Annotated in this window: 18 protein-coding genes; 8 read left to right on the forward strand and 10 right to left on the reverse strand. The window is 67.4% G+C overall.

Annotated features, from left to right (window positions below):
* Positions 1-180: 180 nt before the first annotated feature.
* Positions 181-408: a helix-hairpin-helix domain-containing protein gene (locus D1409_RS00005; protein ID WP_123532818.1), complete on the forward strand. Its 228-nt coding sequence runs from the start codon at positions 181-183 to the stop codon at positions 406-408.
* A 92-nt stretch (positions 409-500) separates the two neighbouring features.
* Here the strand turns inward: D1409_RS00005 and D1409_RS00010 are convergent, their stop codons facing one another.
* The gene (locus D1409_RS00010; protein WP_123532820.1) at positions 501-776 is read right to left on the reverse strand and encodes a hypothetical protein; all 276 of its coding nucleotides are present in this window, start codon (positions 774-776) and stop codon (positions 501-503) included.
* Positions 777-1,007, reverse strand: a complete 231-nt coding sequence (locus D1409_RS00015; RefSeq protein WP_123532822.1) for an AbrB/MazE/SpoVT family DNA-binding domain-containing protein — start codon at positions 1,005-1,007, stop codon at positions 777-779.
* Positions 1,008-1,150: 143 nt separating this feature from the next.
* On the opposite strand from D1409_RS00015, the gene D1409_RS00020 reads away from it, so the two are divergent.
* Together D1409_RS00020 and D1409_RS25310 are read left to right on the forward strand one after the other, a co-directional pair.
* Entirely contained in the window at positions 1,151-2,113 is a 963-nt protein-coding gene (locus D1409_RS00020) for a YihY/virulence factor BrkB family protein (protein WP_235853462.1), read from the forward strand.
* A complete protein-coding gene (locus D1409_RS25310) occupies positions 2,110-2,310 on the forward strand; it encodes a hypothetical protein (protein WP_235853463.1) in 201 nt (66 codons plus the stop codon). The genes D1409_RS00020 and D1409_RS25310 overlap by 4 nt, the downstream gene beginning before the upstream one ends.
* Positions 2,311-2,315: 5 nt before the next feature.
* Here D1409_RS25310 and D1409_RS00025 read toward each other — a convergent pair whose 3' ends face one another.
* Positions 2,316-3,218, reverse strand: coding sequence for a mechanosensitive ion channel family protein (locus tag D1409_RS00025; protein ID WP_123532824.1), 903 nt, complete (start codon positions 3,216-3,218; stop codon positions 2,316-2,318).
* 192 nt (positions 3,219-3,410) lie between these two features.
* Between D1409_RS00025 and D1409_RS00030 the strand changes: the two genes are divergently transcribed.
* The 4 genes from D1409_RS00030 (at position 3,411) to D1409_RS00045 (ending at position 5,917) form a co-directional block, all read left to right on the forward strand.
* The gene (locus D1409_RS00030; RefSeq protein ID WP_123532826.1) at positions 3,411-3,962 is read left to right on the forward strand and encodes a transporter; all 552 of its coding nucleotides are present in this window, start codon (positions 3,411-3,413) and stop codon (positions 3,960-3,962) included.
* Positions 3,963-4,051: 89 nt separating this feature from the next.
* Positions 4,052-4,759, forward strand: a complete 708-nt coding sequence (locus tag D1409_RS00035) for a helix-turn-helix domain-containing protein (protein ID WP_123532828.1) — start codon at positions 4,052-4,054, stop codon at positions 4,757-4,759.
* 60 nt (positions 4,760-4,819) lie between these two features.
* Entirely contained in the window at positions 4,820-5,344 is a 525-nt protein-coding gene (locus D1409_RS00040) for a GNAT family N-acetyltransferase (protein WP_123532830.1), read from the forward strand.
* Positions 5,345-5,347: 3 nt separating this feature from the next.
* Positions 5,348-5,917: a GNAT family N-acetyltransferase gene (locus tag D1409_RS00045; protein ID WP_123532832.1), complete on the forward strand. Its 570-nt coding sequence runs from the start codon at positions 5,348-5,350 to the stop codon at positions 5,915-5,917.
* Positions 5,918-5,951: 34 nt separating this feature from the next.
* On the opposite strand, the gene D1409_RS00050 is transcribed toward D1409_RS00045, so the two are convergent.
* Together D1409_RS00050 and D1409_RS00055 are read right to left on the reverse strand one after the other, a co-directional pair.
* Positions 5,952-6,656, reverse strand: a complete 705-nt coding sequence (locus tag D1409_RS00050; protein WP_123532834.1) for a COG4315 family predicted lipoprotein — start codon at positions 6,654-6,656, stop codon at positions 5,952-5,954.
* Between the two features lie 115 nt (positions 6,657-6,771).
* Positions 6,772-7,911: an acyl-CoA dehydrogenase family protein gene (locus D1409_RS00055; protein WP_123532835.1), complete on the reverse strand. Its 1,140-nt coding sequence runs from the start codon at positions 7,909-7,911 to the stop codon at positions 6,772-6,774.
* A 123-nt stretch (positions 7,912-8,034) separates the two neighbouring features.
* On the opposite strand from D1409_RS00055, the gene D1409_RS00060 reads away from it, so the two are divergent.
* The gene (locus tag D1409_RS00060) at positions 8,035-8,832 is read left to right on the forward strand and encodes an RIO1 family regulatory kinase/ATPase domain-containing protein (protein ID WP_123532837.1); all 798 of its coding nucleotides are present in this window, start codon (positions 8,035-8,037) and stop codon (positions 8,830-8,832) included.
* A 34-nt stretch (positions 8,833-8,866) separates the two neighbouring features.
* Here D1409_RS00060 and D1409_RS00065 read toward each other — a convergent pair whose 3' ends face one another.
* The 5 genes from D1409_RS00065 to D1409_RS00085 form a co-directional block, all read right to left on the reverse strand.
* The gene (locus tag D1409_RS00065) at positions 8,867-9,775 is read right to left on the reverse strand and encodes a DMT family transporter (protein ID WP_123532839.1); all 909 of its coding nucleotides are present in this window, start codon (positions 9,773-9,775) and stop codon (positions 8,867-8,869) included.
* A 78-nt stretch (positions 9,776-9,853) separates the two neighbouring features.
* Complete coding sequence (locus tag D1409_RS00070; protein WP_123532841.1) at positions 9,854-10,534, reverse strand: rhomboid family intramembrane serine protease; 681 nt, start codon at positions 10,532-10,534, stop codon at positions 9,854-9,856.
* Positions 10,535-10,539: 5 nt separating this feature from the next.
* Positions 10,540-13,743 carry an adenosylcobalamin-dependent ribonucleoside-diphosphate reductase gene (locus D1409_RS00075; RefSeq protein ID WP_123532843.1) on the reverse strand — a complete coding sequence of 1,068 codons (3,204 nt, stop codon included), beginning with the start codon at positions 13,741-13,743 and terminating at the stop codon, positions 10,540-10,542.
* A gap of 750 nt (positions 13,744-14,493) precedes the next feature.
* Positions 14,494-15,495, reverse strand: coding sequence for an alpha/beta hydrolase (locus D1409_RS00080; protein ID WP_123532845.1), 1,002 nt, complete (start codon positions 15,493-15,495; stop codon positions 14,494-14,496).
* An 86-nt stretch (positions 15,496-15,581) separates the two neighbouring features.
* Positions 15,582-16,415, reverse strand: coding sequence for an alpha/beta fold hydrolase (locus tag D1409_RS00085; RefSeq protein ID WP_123532847.1), 834 nt, complete (start codon positions 16,413-16,415; stop codon positions 15,582-15,584).
* Positions 16,416-16,510 lie beyond the last annotated feature (95 nt).

Below are 16,510 nucleotides of genomic sequence, written 5' to 3' on the forward strand. Positions count from 1 at the left end.
CCGACGCATAAGCCGGGATGAGGAGGCATTGGTGGACACAGCCGTTGCCTCCTCATTGCTCTCAAAAAGATGCCTCGATAAGCCGCCGCTGTCACGTGGTTCGTCTCCTAACTAAAGACGGATGACCAAGCCACCTTTGACCCTTCTCGTGAAGAAGAAATCCGTGATCAGTTCCGTGAAATGGTTATTGACGCCTTCGGGAACTATCTAAACCCGGTTGAGATGCGGGAGCAGGACATTAAAAATACAGAGCTGTCAGATATTAAGGGAATCAGCAACGGATTAGTTGAGACACTGAATGATAACGGCTACGAGTCAATTGAAGATGTTCGTGCGGCCTCAGTTGAGGAGCTGTGTCAACTCGACGGCATCGGCGAGACAACTGCGGAACGACTGGTGGACGCATAACAGCCACTCTTCTTATAGGTCGGCAGTTACGCACTATACCGCCTCGGTCGCGACATAGGGCGGTGCTTGCTAATGTGTATCTCCGTCCGCAATCAGAAAATGAAGCGCAAGGGTAGGAGTTCGGACCAGAATAGGAATCCAGCAAGAATCCCTGCGACGTAAGGGATGCCGAAACTAAGCGCGACGAGCAGATAGATGATACTTCCGGTGAAACGGTCCTCCCAGTAGGCCACGAGGAGGAGTCCGACGAGCGTGAACTGGGAGGTCCACAGGTCTTCGGAATGCTCGTAATACACCGTTTCCGCGGCGTCGCCGAGCCAGTCCTCGTCTTTGATCAGCGCGAGCAGGAAGTCGGCCTCGACGTACATTCAGCGACCGGCCTCGTCAAGCGCGTCTCCGCGCGCTGACTCAGGGAGTTCGTCGGCCGATCGGTCGACGTCGGCGAACTCCTCGCGGAGCGCCGAGAGCGGGTCGTCAGCGACCGGTACCAGCTTGATCCCGCTGTGTAACTCGACGATCCGATAGCGTTCGCCGTACTGCTCTCTGCTCTCTCTAGGGAGCTTCAATCGCCCACAGTCGTCCAGCGTCGCCTCTGTCACACGCTCGAATACGAGAGGGAAACTGGTCAATGTTCCCACGGCGACAGAGCTTACCCATCTGTCGATGGACGCCCATCCCCGCAATCTCACCACCACGCGCCCGCCGGCGGGCCGGTTTTCCGGCCGAGACTCCAAGGGAGCGTATGGTCACGCTCGCAGACGCCCGTCGATTCGTGAAGCGAGTGTTCGCCGACGTCTCCGAGAAGAACGTCACGTTCATGGCCGCCGGGCTGGCGTACAACGCCTTCATCTCGCTGGCGCCGCTGTTGTTCGTCCTCTTCATCGCGCTCAACGTCGTCGGCGGGGGACTCGAGGACCGTGTCGTCTCAGCGGCCCAGGAGTGGCTCCCCGGTCCGATCGCGGAGGTGGTCGCGGAACTGTTCGCGGGGGACCCGTCGGCCGGCGGCGCCTCCGTGATCGGGCTCGTCGTGCTGATCTGGGGAGCGCTCAAGATCTTCCGCGGCCTCGACACCGCCTTCTCGGAGATCTACGAGACGACCGGGAGGAACTCGTTCCTCGACAAACTGCGGGACGGGCTGGTCGTCTTCGTCGCGCTCGTCCTCGCGGTGCTGGCGACGGTCGGCGTCAGCGCCGCGGTGGCGCTGTTCGCGGACACGGTCCCGCTGCTCAGCTACACGTCGCCGCTCGTCCTGCTCGGCGGCCTCCTCCTGGCCTTCCTCCCGATGTACTACGTCTTCCCCGACGCGGACCTCGGGATCAGGGACGTCTTGCCGGGCGCGGCGTTCGCCGCGGTCGGCTGGGCGGCCTTCCAGAGCCTCTTCCAGGTGTATCTCGCGTTCAGCGACCCGGGGTCGGGCAGCTTCTTCGGCGGCGTCATCGTCGTCGTCACGTACCTCTACTTCTCGGCGCTGGTCCTCCTGCTCGGCGCGGTGATAAATGCAGTCACGGGCGACCACTCCTCCGGCCGCCCCGGCGGCGGGGGGGGGGGGGGGGGGGGCCCCCCCCCCCCCGGGGGGGGCCCCCCCCCCCCCCCGCCCGCCCGGGGGGGGGCGGCCGGGGGGCGCCCGACCCTCAGACCGTACGGGAAGCCACGTTCACCCGCGAGCAGCTCGGTGCCTACCTCCGCGGACTCGACGAACGAGTGACCGCTCGCTACGACGCCGCGAACGTCGGGTCCGACGAGGCGGGGCCACCGCGGCCGGAGGGACCGGTCCAGCTCCTCGAGTCCGTCGAGAACGAGGCGGACGGTCGCCGGTGGACGGTCCAGCTCAGCTGGCCGGTCAGCGACGAGCGCCCCGCCGACGAGGGCCCCGAGTCGACCGCCACGCCCGCAGACGACTGAGCGCTTCAGCCGCCGTCGTCGACGGCGATCCGACCCTGAAGCTCCTGTTCCGGCGCCGGACTGATCGTGATGTCGGCGGCCTCGAACCGCTCGGTGACCGCCGTCGCGAACGCCGAGCGAGCCGAGAGCACCTCGGCCTGACGGACGTCTGTCAGCCAGAAGTGGACGCGGAGGACGACGGCGTCGTCGCCGAGTTCGTCGACGAAGGCCACCGGTTCCGGGTCGGTGACCACCGCGTCGAGTTCGCGGGCGACGTCGACGAGGAGCGCGGCGGCCTCGTCGGGGTCGTCGGCGTAGTCGATGTCGACCCGCTGGACGACGCGATAGCGGTTCCGGCCGAACGGACGGGTGATCGGCTGTCCGGTGAGGATGGTGTTCGGGACGGTCACGAGCGCGCCGTCGGGGTTCTCGACGCGGGTGACCCGGAGGGTTATCGCCTCGACGGTCCCCTCGCCGTCCTCCCACTGGATGTAATCGCCGACGCTGAACTCGGGGTCGAACACGAGGACGAGGCCGCTGACGAGCGAGCCGACGACGCTCTGCGCGGCGACGCCGACCGCGAGCGTCCCCGCGGCGACGACGAGCGCCGAGCCCGTGAGGACGTTCGCGTACCCCGCTACGCCGGCGCCGACGACGAGCGCGAGCAGGACGACGAGCACGCGGACGTATCGAGTGATCGCGTCCTGGATGGTCGGGTTGTCGCGGTTGCGGCGGCGGACGACGCGACTGATAGCGGGTTCGAGGAGGTACCAGCCGAGGAGGAGGACGACGATAGTACCGACGACGAACCACGCTCCGCGGACGACCGTCGGCGCGAAGTCGACGAGTTCGTCGGGGCCGACGCCGGGCGTCGGTGACGGTGTCGGCGTCGCGGTCTGGGCAACCGCGTGCGCGACGGACGCGACCATGCCGCGACGCCCGTCGCCCGCGGACTAAGGTATGCGGCGAGTACCGGCGGGCTCCCCTCTGCGACCGCGCCAGTTACCGACCGCCAGCGCCGGAACGGCGCCGGTGGGACCGGGAACGGCTCCGGTGGAACTCGGAACGGTCGTCGTCGGAACAACAGAAAGCACTTTCCGACGGAGCGTTACCGACCGGGCATGGCAGACACGAAACGGGTCGCCGGAGGCGGTCTCGCAGGGGGAATCGCGGCGTGGGTCGTCGGCTATCTCGTCGTCTACCTCCTCAACGCGAGCGAGATCGAGAACTCGCTCGGGTCGGGGGTTCTGGAGGCGCTGACGAACGAGAACGTCACGTGGAAGCTCGTCGGGTGGATCTTCTACAACGCGCACAACGTCACCGTCAAGATCCCCGGGCTGTTCGGCCAGACGTCACAGAACTTCGTCGCCGGGAGCGAGGAAGCGGCGCTGACCGCGCTGTTCGTGGTCCCGCCGGTCCTGTTGGTCGCGGCCGGCGTCGCCGCCGCCTGGAACACCGCCGCGGACCCGACGACCGCGGCGCGAAACGGTGCCGGCGTCGTCCTCGGGTACCTCCCGCTGTCGGTGCTCGGCGTGTTCCTCTTCGCCGTCTCGGTCGGCGACGCGACGGCGGGCCCGAACCTCGTCACCGGCGCCCTGCTGGCGGGAGCCGTCTACCCGTTCGTGTTCGGCGCCGTCGGCGGGCTGGTCGGCGGGCACCTCTCCGCGGAGTAGGACGGACCGGTCCGACGGGTCCCCGGTCGCTCTCTCCGGGTTCCGGCGGTCCGACACCCTTTTGTCGACAGTCGTCGATCACTTGCCAAATGGGCCAGGGACAGCGTCGCGAACTGGCGGAGAAGATCGCCGGCGAGATCGCTCTCAGCGACGACCCCGGCGGGACGCTCCGCAAGTGGCGTACGGACTTCGAAGTGGCACAGACGGAACTCGCGGCCGAACTCGACGTCTCGCCGTCGGTCGTCTCCGACTACGAGAGCGGCCGCCGCGAGAGCCCGGGGATCGGCGTCGTCAAGCGGACCGTCGAGGCGATGCTCGACATCGACGAGCGCCGCGGCGGGAGCCACATCCGACAGCACGCCCGGGTCCTCTCGGCGGGCTTCGACGCCGAGATCGTCCAGGACCTCCGTGAGTACCCGGCCGCCGTCGCCGTCGACGACTTCTACGAGGCCATCGGCGCCACCGAGATCGTCGGCGGCTCGCAGGACACCGTCGCCGGCCACACGGTCATCGACAGCATTCAGGCCATCTCGCGGCTCTCCTCCGAGGAGTTCTACCGACTGTACGGCCAGTCGACCAACCGCGCGCTCGTGTTCACGAACGTCACCAGCGGCGAGGGCGCGATGGTCGCGCTCAGAGTGTTGAACCCGACGCCCAACGCCGTCGTCCTCCAGGGCCTCGACGACGAGAGCGTCTGGGAACACGCTGACGACCTCGCCCGCATCGACGGCTACTCGCTGGCCGCCTGTCCGACCAACCTCGACGAGATGCTCGCCCGGATCCGCGACCTCCCGTAGCGTGCGACTCCGACCCACACCGGAACAACGCTCAAGAGTCGCCGGCGAGTGCCGACGGACATGAGCGGACCGGTGTTCATGACGGCCGAACGGGTGACCTTCCACCCCGTGGCGGAGGACGACCTGCCGTTCCTGCAGGAGATCATCAACGACCCGGACGTGCGTGAGGGACTGGCTGCGACGGACCCGACCAGCATGGCCGACGAGCGCGAGTGGTTCGAATCGCTCGGCGAGGACGGCGTCCAGTTCCTGATGCGGGTCGACGGCGAGCGGGTCGGGACGATCAGCTACCGCGGCGTCAGCGAGGAGTGGGGCGTCGCCGAACTCGCGTACTTCTTCCACCCCGACCACTGGGGCAACGGCTACGCCACCGAGTCCGTCGAGCGGATGACCGAGTACGGCTTCGCCGAGCGCCGACTCGACAAGGTCTGGGCGCGCGTGCTCGCGTTCAACGACGCCTCGGTGCGCGTCCTGGAGAAGGCCGGCTTCGAGCACGAGGGAACGCTCAGGGACCAGGCGTTCGCCCGCGGCCGTCGGGTCGACGTGGAGCGGTACGGCCTGCTCGCTGGCGACCGGGAGGCCTGACGGGTGCCGGGCCCCGTCTTCCTCCGCGGCGACGGCGTGACGCTCCACCCCGTCGAGGAGTCCGACGTGGACTTCTGTACGCGCCTCGTGAACGACCCCGAAGTCCGGCACGGGCTCTCGATCGCCCGGCCGAAACGCCACGACGAGGAGCGCGAGTTCCGCGTCGAGGCCGACGACGACGTGGTCCCGTTCGTCGTCTGTGCCGGCGACGTTGCGGACGATCCAGCGGACGGCGAACGCCTCGCCTCCCCGGACGACAGCGACCGCGTCGGCGTCGTCGACCTCGTGGACGTCGACGAGCAGTTCGGCAACGCCGAAGTGGGCTACTTCTTCGCGCCCGAGGCGTGGGGCAACGGCTACGCCACCGCGGCCGTCGAGCGGGTCGTCGAGTACGCCTTCGCCGAGCGGCGACTACACAGGGTCCACGCCCGCGTGTTCGAGTTCAACGAGGGGTCGGCCCGCGTCCTCGAGAAGGTCGGCTTCGAGCGCGAGGGCGTCCTGCGCGAACAGGCGTACATGCACGGCGAGTACGTCGACACCATCCGCTACGGCCTGCTCGAATCGGAGTGGTGACGGGAGCCTCTCGACCGGCCGACACCGGTCTCCGTCACTCGATCGGGGGGTATTCGTACCCGTCTCCGTCGTCGTCCGAGTCCGTCTCCGAACCGGCCCCGTCGTCGCCTGTGGCCGTCTCCGTCCCGTCGCCTGTGGCCGTCTCCGGCCCGTCGGGCCGGACGACCGTCCCGTCGGGCCGGAGCACCCACCACACGTCGTTCGCTCCCTGCCCGTTGGCGTCGCCGGGCTCCTCGTCGCTGGCGAAGTAGTACAGCGGCCAGCCGTCCGCCGCGACCTGCACTGACCCGTCCTCGCGTTCGAACGTCGTCACCTCCGCGGACACCTCGGATCCAGCGCTCACCGCGGACGCGTCTTCGACGGTGAGCGGCGGCCACGCCTCTGCACAGCCGTCGTAGCACGTGCTCGCGCCCTCTCCCCGCGTATCCGAGTCGAACATGTACAGCGTCATCCCCTCGCCGTCGACGAGGATCTCCCCGAGATCGGGATGGGAGTCGACCCGGACGAGCGCGTCGGCCGCTTCGGTCGCTGGCTCCGTCGTCGCCCTGGGCGTCTCGGTAGGTGTCGCGGTCGCCGATTCCGTCGGCGTCTCGGTCGGCGTTTCGGTCGTCTGCGTCTCCGCCCCCGGCCCGGCGGCCCCGTCGTCGGGTGTCTCTGTCGCGTCGTCGTCACCGCCACAGTCGGCGAGCGTGACGGTCGTTACGGTCGCCGCCAGCACCTGGCGTCGGGTGGGCTCCATGATCGAACCGACTCCAATAGGATTGATGATATTTTTCCGAACTCAGTCCGAAATCTCTCCGGGGTGGAACCGAGGTGGCACCGAAGTCCGGACGAGCGGGCGCGCGACGGGGCGACTACAGGCCGAGTTCGCGGCCGAGGACGAGCCGCTGGATCTCGCTCGTCCCCTCGCCGATCTCCATGAGTTTGGCGTCGCGGAAGAAGCGCTGGGGGGCGAAGTCGGTGGTGTAGCCGTAGCCGCCCAGCACCTGTACGGCGTCCTCGGCGACCTCCCGGGATATCTCCGAGGCGTCGAGTTTCGCCATCGAGGACAGGCGCGTCACGTCCTCCCCTTCGTCGTACTTCACGGCGGCCTTGTGGGTGAGCAGGCGCGCCCGTTCGATCTTGCGGTCCATCGCGACGAGCATGTCCCGGACGGCGTCGAACTCGCCGATGGGCTGGCCGAACTGCTCGCGCTCCTTCGCGTAGGAGAGCGCCGCCTCGAAGGCTCCCTGTGCGAGCCCGACCGAGAGCGCCGCGATGGAGATCCGGCCGCCGTCGAGCGTCTTCTTCGTCTGGTCCCAGCCCTCGCCGGGCTCGCCGAGGATGCGGTCCTCGGGGATCCGCACGTCCGAGAGCGTGATCTCGCACGTCGGCGAGGCGTTGAGCCCCATCTTGTCCCACACGGCCGATATCTCGAACCCGTCGTCCTCCGGGTCGACGATAAAGGTCGAGATGCCGTCGTAGCCCGCACCGGGTTCGGTGACCGCCTTCACCAAGACCGAGCCCGCGACGTTGGCGTTCGTGATGAACTGCTTCGTCCCGTTCAGCACCCACTCGTCGCCGTTCCGTTCAGCAGTGGTGTCCATGTCCGACGCGTCGGATCCGGACCCGGGTTCCGTGAGCGCCCACGACCCGACGTACTCGCCGGTCGCCAGCGGGCGGAGCCACCGCTCTTTCTGCTCCTCGGTGCCGAACAGCTCGATGGGTTTGCTCGCCAGCGAGACGTGCGCCGCGTAGGAGAGCCCGATCGAACCCGACACCCGCCCCAGTTCCTCGGTGACCAGCGCGTACATAAGCTGGTCGCCGCCCAGCCCGCCGTACTCCTCGGAGATGGGGACGCCCATCACGTCGAGCCGTGCGAGTTCGTCGAACACCTCCGCTGGGTAGCGGTGTTCGTCCTCGATGTCCTGCGCGATGGGAGCGATCTCTTCCTCGCAGAAGTCGCGCACCGTCTCCCGGATCATCCGGTGCTCGTCGGGGAGGGTGAAGTCCATACGCAAGTATTGCCGAGAATCGGAATAAAGGCTGTGTCGGGGGCGGGGCGCCGCCGGGACCTCGCCGCCGGTCGACACGTGTGACAGAACCACTAAACCCGTGGAGCGTGACTCGGCGGACAGATGGCGTTTCGGCGATTTCTCCGGGGGACGGTCCCCTGGCCGACGCTCGAAGGCGCGGTCCGCGAGGTGATGGACCGCTACGGGCTGGAGACGGCCAGAGTCGTCTTCCTCGAGGCCGACAACTGGCTGTCGACCCCCTGCGTCGTGAACGACCGACTGTTCGTCAAGGTCGTCACCGAGCAGAACTCGCTGGTCCACGCGCTCCTGACGGCCGGACGCAACCTCGGCGCCTTCTCCTCGGGCACGGAGGGCTTCTTCGAACGCTTCGACACGCCCATCGAGATGGCCGAGCACGAACTGGAGGCCAACGAACGCATGCGGGAGATCGGCGTCAACGCCCCGGAACCGAAGGAGGCCTTCGAGTACGACGACGTCGCGGTGATGGTGCTGGAGTACCTCCCCGACTTCCGGTCGCTGGACGAACTGCCGCCCGAAGAGGTCCGCGAGCACGCGGTCGACCTGTTCGAGAACCTGGAGCGGATGCACGACAACAACCTCGCGCACGGCGACCTCCAGCGCGAGAACGTCCTCGTCTCCGGCGGGAACCTCTACTTCATCGACGCGACGAAAGTCCGCGACGACGCTATCGAGGACGCTCGCGCCTACGACACGGCCTGCGCGCTGGGCGCGCTCGAACCGCTCGTCGGCGCCCGCGAGGCCGTCGCCGCCGCGCTCGAAGTCCACGACCCCGACGAACTGCTCGACGCCCGCGACTTCCTCGACTTCGTCAACATCCGCCCGGAACACGACTTCGACGGCGCGGCCGTCAAAGGCGAGATCGAGAAACACGCGGCCTGAACGCGCAGTGACGGCCCGCTCGGCGGTTCGCGCCTCACTCCGTTCGCGAACGCGACGTGAGATAGATTCCCCCCAGCACGACCACGCCGCCCGCGACCGTCCACGTTCCGGGGACTTCCGCCAGCAAGACGAGCGCGAGCAGCGTGCTCGCGACGGGTTCGCCGAGCAGCGAGACGCTCACCACCGACGACTCGACGTGCTCGAGCGCCCAGTTGATGACGGTGTGACCGAACACGCCGGGGCCGACGGCCATCGCGAGGAACAGGACCCACTCCCGCGGCTCGTAGCCGACGAGACTGTCGCCCTGTGCCAGCAGGATCACGAGTAGAGCGACGGTACAGGCCGAGTAGACGACCGTGACGTACGGCACGAGCGCGACTCGCGAGCGGAGCGACCGCCCGGCGAGGACGTAGACGGCCATCATCACCGCACCGAGTATCGCGAGCGCGTTCCCCGCCAGCGGCCGCGGGCCGACCAGCCCGCCGGTGAGAAACTCGCCCGCGGACATGACGACGGCGCCCGCCACCGCGACGAGGAGCCCGGCGACCTTCGGGACGGTGAGTCGCTCGTTCAGGTAGACGGCGGCGCCGACGGCGACGAACAGCGGCTGCGACTGGACGAGCGTCACCGACGCCGCGACGCTCGTCCACTCGATAGACTGGAACCACGCGGCGAAGTGGACCGCCAGCGCGACGCCGGTCACGCCCGCGGCGAGCGCGTCCCGTCGCCCCAGCGAGCGCAGGTCCTCGCCGTGTTTCGAGAAGGCGAGCGGCGCGAGCAGCCCCACCGTGAAGAGGACGCGGTAGAAGGCCGCTACGCTCGGGGGCGCGCCGCTCCAGCGGACGAGAATCGCGCTGGTCGACACCGCGAGGATGGCGACCACCAGCGCTCCCATCGGCGACACGCGCGCTTCGAGGCGACGCGACAGCGTCTCACCGGCCATTGGCCACCCTTACGCGACCGCCGTCTTTCATCTTCCGGTGGGCGAAGTCCGGGAGGAGCAGCCGGCGGGCGGCGCGCGCTATCCGAACCGGGCGGTGTCACCCGAGAACAGGACGGCACCGGTCGGCCGGACGAGCCCGTATCCGAGGCCGATAGCGACGCCGGTCAGGTGGCCCACGACGCCGACGGTAGCCGTCCCCAGCACGAGGCTCAGGAGGCCGAAGACGGCCTGGGCGACGATAACGCTCCCGAGCAGCACCCAGACCCAGGTCACGTCTCCCTGCCAGTCGCCCGTCGCCAGCCGATATCGGACGCTGTCGACGACGACGAGCGCGGTCATCGCGAGGACGATGCCGCTCGCGCCCAGCGTGCCGACCCCTCGACCGGTGGCGCCGAGCGCGACGTACGACGCCACCTGTGCGGCGGTCGTCGCGAGGCCCGACGCGGCGACGAGAGCGAGGTACTGCCGCCGGCCCAGTCGGCGCTCGACGATGCCGCCGAACAGGAGCAACTGGACGACACTCGACGCGAGGTGCCGGTAGCCGGTCGGCAGGTGCGCGAGCGGCGCGAGCAGCCAGCCCGGCGACGGCTCGGGCGTGGCGACGAACAGGTCGACGAACGTCGCGTAGCCGAAGGTCCGCCAGACGTACCACTCGGCGGCGAAAACGAGCGCGAAGAGCAGACAGAGAGAGATGGTCGCGGGGACGGTTCGCAGCCAGCGGAGGCCCCGCGTCAGCGGCGACGCGGCGGCCTCGGTCATTCAGCTCAGCACTCCGACCAGCCGCAGGACTCGCAGGTCTTGCAGCCTTCGGAGTAGTACAGCGAGAGCGAGCTACACTCCGGACACTCGGGGCTCTCGCCAGCCTCGATCAGCTCCTGCTGGGCGTCCTCGTCGGCCTGCGCGCCCTCGGGACCGGGCTCGCCCGCATCGCTGCCGGGTCTGGCGTCCATGGACACGGACGCACCGCCGTCGGTCTCGGGTTCCGCGGCCCCAACGTCCTGGTTGGGGTTGCTGTCGTCCTCGCTCGCGCGTTCCGAGGCGCTTCGCGCCTCGCGCTCCTCGGCGGTCTCCTCCAGCGTCGCCTGCTGGGGGTAGCCCTTGTCGATCTCGTCGTCGAGGTAGCGACGCAGGGCCGTGCCGATGGCGTCCGGGATGGACTGGATCTGTTCGCCCTTGTCCCAGGCGACCTTCGGCGAGCGGATGCCCTGGAGTTCGTCGGCGATCTCGTGGGGATCGACGCCCGCGCGCAGGGCCGTCGAGATGGTCTTGGCCAGCGCCTCCGTGAAGGAAGCGGTGAACCCGCCGGAGTTGCCGATGTTGGCGAACAGCTCGAAGGGGCGCTCGGCCTCGGGGTCCTCGTTGATGTTGACGTAGAGCTTCCCGTAGCCGGTGTCGATGCGCTGGGTGACGCCGTGGAGCACGTCCGGGCGCGAGCGCTTCTGGGCGTACTCAGGGCGGTCGCCGTCGGCGGCACCGAGCAACTGCTCGGTCTCCTCGGCGACGGCCGTCTGCACCGCGTCCTCCTCGAGGAAGGCGTCGAGCCCGCCGAAGACCTCCTCGATCTGGGCGACGACCTCGCTGGCGTCCATCTCGGAGAACTCGGCGTTCTGGGCGCGCGTGGTGAGCACCTGCTTCGAGCGGGTGCCGTCGCGGTAGTACGTGACGCCCTTGCCGCCGTGGTCGTAGATGTACTCGAAGACCTCCGCGGCGTCCTCGGTCGTCGAGTCGTTCGGGGCGTTCACGGTCTTGGAGATGGCGGAGTCGACGCCCTCCTGGCAGGCGACCTGGATGCCCGCGTGTTCCTTCGCGGAGAGCGAGCCCGTGGTGACGAACAGCTCACCGACCGCGTCGGGGACGGTCGTCAGACCGTCGACGCCGTCGAACTCGTTGTTGGCCATCTGCTCCTGGGCCTCTTCCTTCACGGCGTCGATGTCGAGGTCGTTCTCCTCAAGCACGCGGAGGAAGTAGTCGTCGAACTCGACGAGCATCTCGTCGCCCTGGACGTCGTCGGAGACGTTCTTGTAGTAGGCGACGTTGTAGATGGGCTCACAGCCGCCCGTGGTGTTGCCGACCATCGAGGTCGTGCCCGTCGGCGCGATGGTCGTCGTGTTGTGGTTGCGCAGCGCGAAGCCCTCGGCCCACTCGTCGGCGTCGAGGCCGGTCTGTTTCTCGAACCACTCGCGGTACTCGGTGGGGTTCGCGTACTTGGAGTTGTCCCACTCGGCGAAGGCGCCGCGGTCCTCGGCGAGCTCGTGGCTCGCCCACTTGGACTCGTGGTTGATGTGGCGCATGAGCTGGCGGGCGACCTCGTTGGAGACGTCGTCGCCGTACTTCATGCCGAGCTGGATGTACAGCTGTGCGAGGCCCATGACGCCGAGGCCGATCTTGCGCATCTCCCGGACGGTCTCTTCGATCTTCGGGACCGGGAAGTCGGACATCGTGACCACGTTCTCGAGGAACCGGGTCCCCATCTCGATGCGGTAATCGAACGAGTCGAAGTCGATAGCTTCCGCGAGGAAGGCGTCGACCGCGTCCTCCAGGGAGTCGTACTCGTCGGCGTGTTCCTCCGACCAGACGCGCCAGTCCGGCGCGTCGCGGGCCGCGAGCGTCGAGAGGTTGATGTGCCCGAGGTTGCAGGCCTCGTACTCCTCGAGGGGCTGCTCGCCGCAGGGGTTCGTCGCGAGGATGCGGTGGTCCGGGTGCTCCTCCACGTCGAAGGAGTGTTCCTTGTTCACTCGCTCGAGGTAGATGACGCCCGGCTCGCCGTTCTCGTGGGCGCCGTCGACGATACGCTCCCAGATCTTCCGTGCGGGGACCGAGAGCACTTCGCCGACCTCGACGTGGTCGCCGAGGTCGAACATCTCGTACAGTTCCTTCGTCTCGGCGGTGGCGACGTGAGGTTCCTCCGTCCGCGGGTTGGTGAAGGTGTACTCCTCGTCGGCCTTGACGGCCTCCATGAAGTCGTCGGTGATGCCGACGGAGATGTTGAAGTTCGAGAGGTGGCCCTCGACGGCGTTACGGAGGTGTTTCGGGACCTTCCCGTCGTCGTCGATGAGTTCGCGAGCCTCCTCCAGCGCGTCGGCGAAGGAGTTGTGCGTGAAGTCGTCGGGGTCGTTCAGGCGAAGCGTGTGCGCCAGCGAGACGTCCTTGTTCTTCGCGTGGATGAACTGGATGACGTCGGGGTGGGAGACGCGCATGACGCCCATCTGGGCGCCGCGGCGTGCGCCGCCCTGGGCGATCGTCTCGCACATCTGGTCGAACGTGCGCATGAACGTGATGGGTCCCGAGGCGATACCGCCGGTGGAGCCGACGGCGTCCCCGTACGGTCGGAGTCGCCAGAAGGCGTAGCCCATGCCGCCGCCGGACTGGAAGACCTCCGCGGCCTCCTTGGCGGTCTGGTGGATGTTCGTGATGTCGTCCTCGGGCGAGTCGACGAAACAGGCCGAGAGCTGCTGGAGTTCGTCGCCGGCGTTCATCAGCGTCGGCGAGTTCGGCATGAAGGAGAGATCCTCCATCAGCGTCTGGAACTCCGCGGCCGTCTCCTCGACGTGGTCACGGACGCCGTCCGGGAGTTCCGGGACGACCGTGTCGTAGGCGAACTTGTTGACGTTGTACTGGTCCAGCGTCGTCTCGGCGTCGTCGTCGACGGTGGTCCCCTTGCCGAACACTTCCTCGGCGAGCTCGTCCCGGCGCGGGTGGTCGGGCTTGAGCTGGTCGGGCGTGACCGTGACTTCGACGTCGCGGTTCTCGGCCTCGTACACCGCTTCGGCGAGCGCGATGTTCTTCGCGACGCGGTCGAACAGGTCCTCCTGCTCCTCGACGGGGTCCCCGTTGGCGTCCTTGCGCAGATAGCGCGCAGGTAGAATATTGTGATACGCGTTGCCCGTCAGGCGCTCCTCGAGCGTGTCCCCCTCGGTGCGCTTGATCGGCAGGTCGATGTCGCCGACTCCGAGATCGGCGTTACTCATGTGTCGTACCCCTCCCACTGGCGATTCCGGCGCCGGATCGAGAGCGTGACCGCTGTGGCGTCATACCTATCATTTGTGACGGAATTTCTGTTTGTTTCGGTCCCAAATAACCCTTTGGTTGCGGGAATTTGTCGGGTTCCTCAAGTGTCTGAATGTCGAGCATTCGCGCCGCTACAGGCATCACTCGCTGTGTAACCGTGCGTTCCGTTCATACGGCGATTACCTCTTAAACGTAGGTGGACCAGAGTGAAAGTAGTTCGCCTTCCGCTAGAATCGCACGACAGCGACCGGATCTGCAGTGGAAGTGATAGGGGGTTGCGGATCGAGACCGGACGCGAGTCCGATCCTGTGACTGTCGATCACTGCCACAGCGTGTGTGTATAATTGTTCTTATACATGTGGTGGCATGGAAGGGGATCCGACTCCCGTCCGGTGTTCTACGAAAGGGGCGGAAATTTATATAAGAAATATTGTGGTTGGCGTGCCTTTGCGGGACGTAACGGTCGGGTCACGTCGTGTGAGTCACGACGGAACGGTCTGTGATTGGCGGGCTGCTGACTGTACGGGCTCAACCTCGACTGTGCGCGGTGGCGGGATGTGCGGCCGTACGGCAACTCAGTGGAATCGGATCGACGGTGACGAGTAGTGCGGTCGGGTGATATCGCTCCATCGACGCCTGTCGGAACAGAGCGCTAGATGGGTTTCGCATCCGCACCGAGCGAAGCGAGGCGCGGTTCTACCGAGCGCCCCTCACTCGATGGTTCGTTCGAGAAACTGCCGGATAGCATCGGGACCCGCGGGCGGGAGGTCCGCGAAAACGGGCTCGGGCGACCCGCCTTCCTCGACGTGTGTCGCCTCGTAGACCGACTGGGCGTGTGTCGGGTCCGCCGCCAGCAGGTCCATCGCCACGCGTTCGGACTCGATGTCTTCGACGCTCTCGACCCAGACGTGGTTCAGGTCGTGTAACTCGTAGAAGACCGCGTTCACACCGGCGTTCTCCAGGGCGTCGAAAAACTGGCGGCTGTGTTCGACGTCCACCACCTCGTCCCGGCGGCCGTGCATCAACAGCGCCGGCGGGCTCTCGGGCGTGACGTGCGTGACGGGACTGGCCTGTGCCCACCGCTCGGGGTGTTCGGACTGGGGGCCGCCCAGCAACAGCGGAATGAGTCCCTCGCCTTCTTCCGTCCCGTCGCTCTCGTCCTCGACGAGCCTGAAGTCGGCGGCGCCGTACCAGCTGACGACGGCCTGTACGGCACCGGATTCGTCGGGCGCGACGGTCTTCTCGACCTCGTCGGCGTAGGCGTCTCCGAGGTCGGTGACGTCGTCGACGACGCCCGCGAGGAGGGCGAGGTGCCCACCCGCGGAGGAGCCCCACGCGGCGATCTGGTCGGCATCGTAGCCGTACTCGCCGGCGTGGGCTCGAAGCCACCGGATCGCGGCTTTCACGTCGACGAAGTGGTCGGGGAAGCGACCCCGTGGGGTGGGGTTCGCCGGGTCGTACATCTCTTCGACGGCCGCCCGCTCGGGGGCCTCCTGGAGGCGGTAGCTGACGCTGGCGATAGCGCACCCCCACTCGGCGGCGTACTGCTCGGGGTCGGGAATGTTCGAGCGCGTCGCCGCGATCCAGCCGCCGCCGTGGACGTAGACGACGAGCGGCGGGTTCTCGCGGTCCGGCAGGTAGAGATCGAGTTTCATGTCACCGCTCTCACGCTCCGCGTAGGGGATTCCCTTCTCGATAGTAGTATCAGCCATTCTATCACGAACAATATAGTATAAGATACTAAAGGTTTAGAGATCGAATCCCGGTTCGCCGGTCGAGGCTCACGGTCCGGGGATCGTCAAACCGTCGTGAGGAACGCCCGGAGTTCCTCGGTCGCACGCTCTCGCTCGTCCCAGAAGACGCAGTGTCCGGCGCCGTCCACGTGCGCGAGTCGCCCGTCCGGGAGGAAGTCGGCTATCTCCCGTTCCCGCTCGCGTTCCGCCTCGTCCGCGTCGGCTTTCAGGATCAGCGTCGGCGCCTCGATGTCGCCGTACCGCTCGGTGGGGTCGGCGAGTCCGTCCTCGAACATGCGGGATATCTCGGGTCGGAGCCGGCGCCTGGCTTCGGCCACTCGGCGCGCGAGGTCAGGCTGTCCGCGCTCGGCGAGGTCCCGGAACATCGTGTCGGACTCGAGCAGTTCCTCGACGCTGCTGTCCTGCCACTCCGCGACCTGTGCTTCGATGTTCTCGTCCGGGCTGTCTTCGACTACGTCGTCGTTGACCCCGTCGAGCATCCAGACCGGGTCCTCAAGGACGACGGCGCGCGGTCGGTCTGGTCGGCGGGTCGCGGCCACCGTGACCGTGTCGGCACCCATGGAGTGGCCGAACAGGATCGGGTCCTCGAGCGCGAGCGCATCGAGCAGTCCGAGCAGGTCCGCAGCACGCTCGGGTGGGCCGTACCCCCCGTCGGGGGCGTCGGAACGGCCGTGCCCGCGAGCGTCGTACAGCACCACGTCGAACTCGGCTCCGAGTTCACGGGCGAGGTCGAGCCGACAGTACCCGTCGTCGGTGAAGCCGTGGGAGACGACGAACGGCGGACCCGACCCGCCAGTGCGACAGTAGTGCAGCTCGATGCCGTTCGTCTCGACGAATCCGCGCTCCCACTCCTCCGGGATCTGCGTCTGTCCACTCATCTGTCAGGTTCTCACGGTCGGAAAAGAAAAATCATTCGGCATTGCTCGGCCGCGTAGACGCGCGATTGCCTCGTTTTCGGCTGCATCGTCCACGA

Origin of the sequence: Halosimplex salinum, from assembly GCF_003730195.1 — an archaeon.
GTDB classification, from domain to species: Archaea; Halobacteriota; Halobacteria; order Halobacteriales; family Haloarculaceae; genus Halosimplex; species Halosimplex salinum.

Coding starts and splice junctions, on each gene's coding strand:
- D1409_RS00025 (WP_123532824.1), bottom strand. CDS start 3,218: ATGGTCGCGTCCGTCGCGCACGCGGTTGCCCAGACCGCGACGCCGACA.
- D1409_RS00005 (WP_123532818.1), top strand. CDS start 181: ATGGTTATTGACGCCTTCGGGAACTATCTAAACCCGGTTGAGATGCGG.
- D1409_RS00085 (WP_123532847.1), bottom strand. CDS start 16,415: ATGAGTGGACAGACGCAGATCCCGGAGGAGTGGGAGCGCGGATTCGTC.
- D1409_RS00075 (WP_123532843.1), bottom strand. CDS start 13,743: ATGAGTAACGCCGATCTCGGAGTCGGCGACATCGACCTGCCGATCAAG.
- D1409_RS00070 (WP_123532841.1), bottom strand. CDS start 10,534: ATGACCGAGGCCGCCGCGTCGCCGCTGACGCGGGGCCTCCGCTGGCTG.
- D1409_RS00040 (WP_123532830.1), top strand. CDS start 4,820: ATGAGCGGACCGGTGTTCATGACGGCCGAACGGGTGACCTTCCACCCC.
- D1409_RS00060 (WP_123532837.1), top strand. CDS start 8,035: ATGGCGTTTCGGCGATTTCTCCGGGGGACGGTCCCCTGGCCGACGCTC.
- D1409_RS00055 (WP_123532835.1), bottom strand. CDS start 7,911: ATGGACTTCACCCTCCCCGACGAGCACCGGATGATCCGGGAGACGGTG.
- D1409_RS00035 (WP_123532828.1), top strand. CDS start 4,052: ATGGGCCAGGGACAGCGTCGCGAACTGGCGGAGAAGATCGCCGGCGAG.
- D1409_RS00010 (WP_123532820.1), bottom strand. CDS start 776: ATGTACGTCGAGGCCGACTTCCTGCTCGCGCTGATCAAAGACGAGGAC.
- D1409_RS00080 (WP_123532845.1), bottom strand. CDS start 15,495: ATGGCTGATACTACTATCGAGAAGGGAATCCCCTACGCGGAGCGTGAG.
- D1409_RS00065 (WP_123532839.1), bottom strand. CDS start 9,775: ATGGCCGGTGAGACGCTGTCGCGTCGCCTCGAAGCGCGCGTGTCGCCG.
- D1409_RS00020 (WP_235853462.1), top strand. CDS start 1,151: ATGGTCACGCTCGCAGACGCCCGTCGATTCGTGAAGCGAGTGTTCGCC.
- D1409_RS00050 (WP_123532834.1), bottom strand. CDS start 6,656: ATGGAGCCCACCCGACGCCAGGTGCTGGCGGCGACCGTAACGACCGTC.
- D1409_RS00030 (WP_123532826.1), top strand. CDS start 3,411: ATGGCAGACACGAAACGGGTCGCCGGAGGCGGTCTCGCAGGGGGAATC.